6 protein-coding genes are annotated in these 7,262 nt (G+C 59.5%); 5 read left to right on the top strand and 1 reads right to left on the bottom strand.

Annotated features, from left to right (window positions below; all coding sequences use genetic code 11):
* The first annotated feature begins 266 nt into the window (after positions 1 to 266).
* From VMR39_RS25400 to VMR39_RS25380, 5 genes are all read left to right on the top strand, one after another.
* Positions 267 to 860 carry an SRPBCC family protein gene (locus VMR39_RS25400; RefSeq protein WP_325420462.1) on the top strand — a complete coding sequence of 198 codons (594 nt, stop codon included), beginning with the start codon at positions 267 to 269 and terminating at the stop codon, positions 858 to 860.
* Positions 860 to 2,053 carry a zinc-dependent alcohol dehydrogenase gene (locus VMR39_RS25395; protein ID WP_325420460.1) on the top strand — a complete coding sequence of 398 codons (1,194 nt, stop codon included), beginning with the start codon at positions 860 to 862 and terminating at the stop codon, positions 2,051 to 2,053. The genes VMR39_RS25400 and VMR39_RS25395 overlap by 1 nt, the downstream gene beginning before the upstream one ends.
* 21 nt (positions 2,054 to 2,074) lie before the next feature.
* Positions 2,075 to 2,689 carry a DUF4142 domain-containing protein gene (locus VMR39_RS25390; protein ID WP_325420458.1) on the top strand — a complete coding sequence of 205 codons (615 nt, stop codon included), beginning with the start codon at positions 2,075 to 2,077 and terminating at the stop codon, positions 2,687 to 2,689.
* Positions 2,690 to 2,905: 216 nt separating this feature from the next.
* On the top strand, positions 2,906 to 4,897 hold the full coding sequence (locus tag VMR39_RS25385; protein ID WP_325420456.1) for a hypothetical protein: 1,992 nt from the start codon (positions 2,906 to 2,908) through the stop codon (positions 4,895 to 4,897).
* Positions 4,898 to 5,470: 573 nt separating this feature from the next.
* The gene (locus VMR39_RS25380; protein WP_325420454.1) at positions 5,471 to 5,662 is read left to right on the top strand and encodes a helix-turn-helix transcriptional regulator; all 192 of its coding nucleotides are present in this window, start codon (positions 5,471 to 5,473) and stop codon (positions 5,660 to 5,662) included.
* Here the strand turns inward: VMR39_RS25380 and VMR39_RS25375 are convergent.
* Entirely contained in the window at positions 5,659 to 7,071 is a 1,413-nt protein-coding gene (locus VMR39_RS25375; protein ID WP_325420452.1) for an integrase family protein, read from the bottom strand. The genes VMR39_RS25380 and VMR39_RS25375 overlap by 4 nt on opposite strands.
* Between the last annotated feature and the right edge of the window lie 191 nt (positions 7,072 to 7,262).

Below are 7,262 nucleotides of genomic sequence, written 5' to 3'. Positions count from 1 at the left end.
CTAGCCCCGATTGCAACGGCATCCTTTTTGGCTGCGGGCGGAGCAAAGCGGAGCCCGTAGCCAAAAAGATACAGTGGAAAGCGGGAAAAAGCTCTTAAAAAAAGAAAGGAAGCTGGAAGATGGAGGAAGGCTGCGGGTTCTCCCACCTCACGACCCGGACTTACCCATGTTAGCGGGCGAGCGGTTTTCCTGGATTATCGCCCAGAGCGCGGAACGCCTTGCCCCGGGCGCCATTTTTCAGGGGCAACAACATGAGGAGGCCAATCATGGACGACAGCATGACGTCGCTCCGCGGCGATGACGCGCCAGTAACGACATCGAAACAGAGCGATCGGTTGGCGGACGCTTCGCTGGACCTGGTGGAACCCAAAGGCAGCGCGCTGATCGGCAAGACGGTCACCATCAATCGCCCTCGCCAGGCCCTCTATAACTATTGGCGCGAACTTGAGAATTTGCCTTCCTTCATGGAAAATGTGGAGGTGATCGAGCATCTGGGAGGTGGCCGCTATCGTTGGGTCGTCAAGGCGCCGGCAGGCCGGACCGTGGAATGGGTCGCTGCGATCACCGAAGAGCGCGACGGGGAGACCATCGCCTGGGCCTCCGAGGAGGGTGCGGACGTACCCAATAGCGGCCGTATCGACTTTCTCGATGCACCCGGCGGCCGGGGCACCTGGGTCAGCGCGACGATCCTGTACGATCCGCCGGCAGGATTGGTCGGCAAGGTCATTGCAAAGCTGTTCCAGCGTGAGCCGGCTATTCAGGCGCGCAGGGATTTGCGGCGTTTCAAACAATTGATGGAAACCGGCGAAATCGCCACTGCGGCCTTGACCCGGGTCCAACTGGCCGAGGAGAAGCACTGATGCGCGCACTGACCTGGCACGGCAAACATGACGTTCGCGTCGATACGGTGGATGATCCTGAAATTATCAATCCGCGCGATGCGATCATTAAAATCACATCGACCGCGATCTGCGGATCGGACCTTCATCTCTACGACGGTTATATCCCCACCATGCAGGCGGGCGATATTCTGGGCCATGAGTTCATGGGAGAGGTGGTCGAAACGGGACCGAAATCGACGCTGCAAAAGGGGCAGCGGGTTGTCGTGCCGTTCACCATCTCGTGCGGAAGCTGTTTCCACTGCGACAAGCATCAATATTCCGCCTGCGACAATGGCTTGCCAGCCGATAATCAGGATATCGCGCAACCCGCCTATGGTCAGCCGATGACCGGGCTGTTCGGCTATAGCCACATGACGGGCGGTTATGCCGGTGGGCAAGCCGAATATGTCCGCGTACCTTTTTCCGACGTGGGACCGATCGTCATTCCCGACGGCATAGAGGACGAAAGGGTCCTGTTCCTATCGGATGTCCTGCCCACCGGCTGGATGGCTGCGGAAAATGCACAGATCGAACCGGGCGACACGGTGGCGGTCTGGGGCTGCGGGCCGGTGGGTCTGTTTGCGGTGCAGTCCGCCTTTCTGATGGGGGCGGAGCGCGTGATCGCGATCGACCATTTTCCGCATCGGCTGGAACTGGCCCGCCAGTTTGGCGCGCTGACCGTCAATTTCGAAGAATCGAAAACCTACGAAGCGTTGATGGAGATGACCGGCGGCATCGGCCCGGATGCCTGTATCGATTCCGTTGGTCTGGAAGCCCATGGCTTTTTCGCCGACAATGTTTGGGACCAGATCAAGGTATCGACTTTCACCGGCACCGACCGCGCCCATTCCATCCGCCAAGCGATCTTGGCGTGTCGCAAGGGCGGACGGGTGTCCATGCCGGCTGTCTATGGGGGATTTGTCGACAAGTTTCCGCTGGGCGCCTTCATGCAAAAGGGTCTGACCCTCAAGACGGGCCAAACCCATGTGCAACATTATATGCCAGCCCTTCTCCAGGCTATTCTGGAAGACAAGATCGACACGACCTTCCTGATTTCGCACCGCATGCCGCTGGAACAGGCTGCGGAAGGTTATCGGATGTTCCACGACCAGCAGAACGAAGTGACGAAAATCGTGCTGAAGCCGGGGATGACCCTAGCGCACATCGCGTGATGCAACAGAGAGGAATTACATATGCACAAGCCTACCATTCTGCCCGCAATGGTGCTTTCCGGGCTGCTTGTCGTGGGATGCCAGGGCCCGCAGGGCAATGCGGCTGGTAACGGTTCGATGATGCAGACTTCCGCGAACGAAGCGATCCCCGGTGGCAACCCGCCAATGAGTCAGGCGAACAGCGCCAGTCCCATGGCCGTTCCCGCGCCGACCGACGCGCCGACTTATATAGCCAAGGCCGGAGCGGGTGATTTGTTTGAGATCGAATCGTCTCGTGCCGTGCTGGGCAAGTCGAAAAATGCCAAGGTCACCGAATTTGCGAAGATGATGATCAAACAACATCAAGATTCTACGGCCAAGGTGAAAGCCGCTGCTGCAAAAGCAAAATTGACGGTCCCCGCCCCGATATTGCTGCCCGACCAGCAGGCCATGCTCGACCAGATCAAGACCGCAGATGCCGCGTCTGTCGATACGGTGTATCTGCGCCATCAACAAACCGCGCATGAAGCGGCGCTTGCGCTGCATCAGGGGTATGCCGAAACAGGAGATACGCCTGCGCTCAATGCCGCAGCAGCCGAGATCGCCACGGTTGTGAAAACCCACATCGGGCATCTTGCCGACATGCAAGCGCGCTGAGTATCGCTGCCGCAAAAGTGCGGTCGGCGTGCATTCTTTCTTGGCGACAGTCCTGTCGTTGGACGGTCGCCCATGGGGCGAAGGGGTCTGTCCGGTTACCGCCTGCGTGGATCGTGCAAACGGTGAGGGGAAACCTATATGCATGGACGGCCCATCAGTCCCGATATCGAATATGGCGCGCGCGACGGCGGGCTACCGGCCTACGTCGGCAATGGAATGGTAGGCCTGCGCGTTCGCGAAATACCCCTGCTGGCCGGCTCGGCTATCGTGAACGGCACCGTAGGGCTTCATCCTGGAAAGCGGATCGAAGCGGCTGCATTCGTGCCTTACCCGTTAGGGAGCGACATCGGAGTCGGCGAAGCGTGGTTGTCGGAACAACCCTGGGCCGTCGCAAACCTGCAACAACGATATGATTTTGAAACGGCCGAGCTGACCAGCAGCTTCGATTTTGCGGTCGAACAAGTCACCCTCAGTATCGAGGTTTTGACTTTCGCAAGCCGTTGTGAACCCTCGCTCGTCCTCCAGGAGATGGTCGTGCGGTCGGCCACCGGTTGCGATCTGAAGCTGCGTGCATCCATCAGTGCCTCCGACGTTCGTGGCGCCGTCGAAAACCGCGCGGTTATGGGCCAGCAGGAGGGCAGTACTGCCGATGGCTCCATGCTATGGGTCACCGACGGCTCACTTAGCAGTTGCGGCATAGCATATCACAGTGCGTGTGACGACATGGATGCCGTCACCTATATGAGGCCCGCAGATGCGCATGGCCCGTTGGCCACTGAATATCGCGTCACGCTCAAGAGCGGGACTTCAATAAGGTTGCGGCAGATGGCAGCACTCGTACCGTCCATCGTCCACAGCCGTCCGGCCGAGGAGGCAGTACGCCGCCTCGCCCGCGGCACCATGCGGGGTTTCGACGCGCTGCGCGCGAGCAATCGCAGCTTGTGGGAGGACCTGTGGAAGGCTCGGATTGTGGTGTCAGGCGCGAATGAGCGCCATCAGGCGATTATCGACGCGGGCTTCTTCTACATGAACTGCTCGGCCCATATCGGTTCGCCGGCTGCCACCTCCATGTTCGGCCTCGCTAGCTGGCCCAATTATCATTATTATTATGGACACGTCATGTGGGACATTGACGCCTTCTGCGTCCCGCCTTTACTGCTGCTCCAACCTCCGGCGGCGCACAGCCTGGTCGATTTTCGTGCCAGGCATCTAGACGGCGCCCGGCGCTATGCGCAGCAAGACGGCCATCAGGGCATGCGCTTTCCATGGCAGGCGGCTCCTCTTTCGGCGGAGGAGGCCACCCCAGGCGATGGGCCTGGAGCCGCTCATGAAGCGCATATCTCCTTGCATGTCGCGCGGGCATTCGCTCTCCACGCCGCCGCGACCGGCGATCGGCGCTTTCTTGAAGAGTTCGGGTGGCCAGCGATATGCGGTGTCATCCGCTGGCTGGAAAGTCGGCTCGTCATGACGGATCGAGGCGCCGAACTGATGCGCGCGACGGGCCCGGCGGAAGTCGAAGTACCGCCAAACAACGATGCCTTTACGCTGATGGCGGCACATGATGTGCTCGACCGTGCGATCAAGCTCGGCGGACATTACGGTTGGGACGTGCCAGCGTCATGGTACAGCCTGCAGCGGTCGCTCTACCTTCCGCAGAGGCGCGACGACGTCATCCCTACTCATGACGGTTTCCGCGTAACCGAGCCCAAAGGGGCCACTCCGTCCCCTCTTGCCGGTCTGTTTCCGCTCGATTATCCTGCCTCTGAGCAGGAGCAAGCGGCGACCTTGGCGTTCTTCCTGAATCGATGGCGCGATTATGTCGGCTCGCCGATGCTGCCTGCCTTCTATCCGACATGGGCTGCCATGGCCGGCAAACGCGACTTGGCTCTGGCGCTTTTCGACGAGGGTTATGGCGACTACCATTCCAAGCGGTTCCTGCAATGCCTGGAATATCGGCCGGACCACCCGGATTCCGAGGTTCCCGCCGGGCCGTTCCTGGCCAACATAGGCGGAATGCTGACGGGACTTTTGTTCGGGATGACCGGCATTCGCATGACGGAGGAGGACCCGCTCACCTGGCCTTGCCGGCCCGTCTGTCTGCCTGCCGGTTGGACGAACATCACGGTCGAACGGCTTTGGGTGAGAGGGCAACCTATGAAACTGGTTGCGCACCATGGGGCCGAGCGGGCGGAACTGTTGCCGTCCTAACTGATGCGCAGGTATACGCACCGCAAATCGCGCCTCAATTTGGCGACGGGTAACGCCAATGTTACCGGGATCGGGCGGCGATGGCCAAATGGAAAGCCATAGAGCCTGGCCAGTGCGGGGATCGACCACAGGTCGCGAACGGCATCTCGACAAATATAGTCGCGACATTACCGGAACCAGCTCCGCCGGACGTTCCAGACTAGAGCATTTTCACCTCGACCGTTGACATAGCATTCAGGCAGTTCCTTGGTATCGACTTTGGCGCGGTAAAGGACCGGCGCTGACTTGATCATATCGGCTAACAGAACACGACAAGGGTCGGATCCGCATCTTCCATCTGGAGTTCTACTGAAAGATTTCGCTTCAATAGTTCTTGATGCGGCGGGCCATTTCGAACAATCCGCGACTGATCACCTGCACGGCTTTCAGCATTCTGCGATGAAGAATAATCGTGGCCGGCCTATCGCCTACGATCGGCGGTATATCGTCCTCGATCCGTCCAACACTCTTGAACGACCGCCCGATTCAATCCATAATCTTATATGCGGGTAGACCTTATGAAGGTTTGCAGGAATGACTGTCACAGACCGTATCCTCCGCGTGGAGGAAGTTCTACATCGGACAGGTTTGTCGCGCGCTACCTTGTACCGTAAGATCGCAGCTGGAACATTCCCTCGCCAGATCGCCCTTAGCACGAACTGCGCTGGGTGTCATGAGTCAGCCGTTTCGCGCTGGATATCCGACCCCCCAGGGTATCACTGTTAATCGACCAGACTTGTCAGCGATTCCGAGGCGGTCGGCTCATCCTGCGCACCATCGGTGATCACGGCTGAGATTACCTCCGCTTCAAGTAGTGCTGCCCAGTCAGCCAAAGCTTTCCTGCGGGGCTCGAACAGCTCGGACTTATTGTAGACCCGCATGATCTTTGATGTCGTTGCGGTGGCGACATGGTTGAGTATCCGGTCGGCCACATTGGCATCGACGCCAAGGCGTTCGCATGCATGAGTGTTGAATGTCGTTCGCAGATCATGGACCGTCCAATGATCCATCGATCGCGGCTCTGCTCCGGCATCGAGCGCCCGCCTCTTGCGAGCATCGGCGATCGCAGCGTCGAGACGTCGGCGCGCCTTGGTGAATCCAGAAACGGACGTCTCGCCGGTCGTGCTGAACACGAAGGGCGACCCCCTGGGCCTTTGCTGGTCGGCGAGAGCCTCCTTGAGGATCGATCGGCTCAAGGATGAAAGCGGAATGCGCAGCGCGTTCGCCCGTTTTGTCCGATCGGCCGGCAACACCCATTGTGCCGAGCCAGAGCTTTTGTCCGAACCGAGATTCAGCTCAGCGACGCGGATTGCCGCGACCTCTTCCCGACGCATGGGAAGCGTGATCAGCAGTTTGAACAGCGGTCCGAACGGATATTCCAGTGTGCTGGCAGCAGCCCAGATCTCTGCGAGCTCATCGAGCGTGTGAAACCGATCCCGTTGCGTCTCCTTCGAGGGCTTCTTGATCGAGAGTGCGGGATTGGCGGAGAGCAGCTCTTCGCCCACGCACCAGTTGAGGAACGCCTGGGCATAGGCCAGTTGGCGATTGGCCGAGATCGGCGATCGCTTGGCATGGGCGCGAACGGCCTCGGCGATATCGGAGCGCGAGAGTGATTTTAGTTCTCGGTCCGCCATTCCCCTGAAGAGTCCCCTGCCCCCATCCAGCGCCCTGCGCACTGCGGCCCCCCGCCTGAGATTGGCAAGCTTCTCATCCTCATACCGGTCCAGAATCTGGGCGACGGTTTTTCGAGCGCGAGCGGCCTCCTCACGGGCCATGCGCTCCGCCTCGCGGGCTTCGTTCTCCTCTTCAAGCTTTCTCGCCGGATCGATGCCCGCAGCGATCAACGCTTTCCACTCGATCGACTTTTGCCGAGCGTTCTGCAGCGAAAAGTGGGGACTGCCAATCTGGTATGCGCCAAGTACCCGCCGCGTCGGCTGTGTGGATGGCGGATATCGAGCGGCCAGCACGAAGGCGATCTGGGCCGCCTTTCCGCGATGCTTGCCGTCAGGGATAGGTGTCTCACCAACCCTGACCCGCAGCCCACTCACATGCGTATCGGCGATTTCATACCTGCTACCCGGGGGTGCGGGCTTCAGATTATCGAGCCATTTTGCTGTGAATTCAATCTTGTCCATGTCCGCTGCTTCGCCGAAAACCCTGTTCTGTGGGCCACGCTGTGGGCCACACTGGGGCCACAAAACGCTTGCGCTAGGGTGTGGCCCGGTGATACGCGATGATATAACAGAGACGATAAAAGGCAAGGCTTTACTGGCCTTTCTTCATTAGGACCCGCTGACTGATACGCTCTGAAATTGGGTGAGCCACC

It is taken from the genome of Sphingobium sp., assembly GCF_035511395.1.
Classification (GTDB): domain Bacteria; phylum Pseudomonadota; class Alphaproteobacteria; order Sphingomonadales; family Sphingomonadaceae; genus Sphingobium.
The sequence above is the reverse complement of the archived record's forward strand: the minus strand, read 5'-3'. Positions and strand labels throughout refer to the sequence as shown.

Excerpts from the sequence above, each read along its gene's own strand:
- VMR39_RS25385 (WP_325420456.1), top strand. The coding sequence starts at position 2,906 with ATGGTAGGCCTGCGCGTTCGCGAAATACCCCTGCTGGCCGGCTCGGCT.
- VMR39_RS25395 (WP_325420460.1), top strand. The coding sequence starts at position 860 with ATGCGCGCACTGACCTGGCACGGCAAACATGACGTTCGCGTCGATACG.
- VMR39_RS25380 (WP_325420454.1), top strand. The coding sequence starts at position 5,471 with ATGACTGTCACAGACCGTATCCTCCGCGTGGAGGAAGTTCTACATCGG.
- VMR39_RS25390 (WP_325420458.1), top strand. The coding sequence starts at position 2,075 with ATGCACAAGCCTACCATTCTGCCCGCAATGGTGCTTTCCGGGCTGCTT.
- VMR39_RS25375 (WP_325420452.1), bottom strand. The coding sequence starts at position 7,071 with ATGGACAAGATTGAATTCACAGCAAAATGGCTCGATAATCTGAAGCCC.
- VMR39_RS25400 (WP_325420462.1), top strand. The coding sequence starts at position 267 with ATGGACGACAGCATGACGTCGCTCCGCGGCGATGACGCGCCAGTAACG.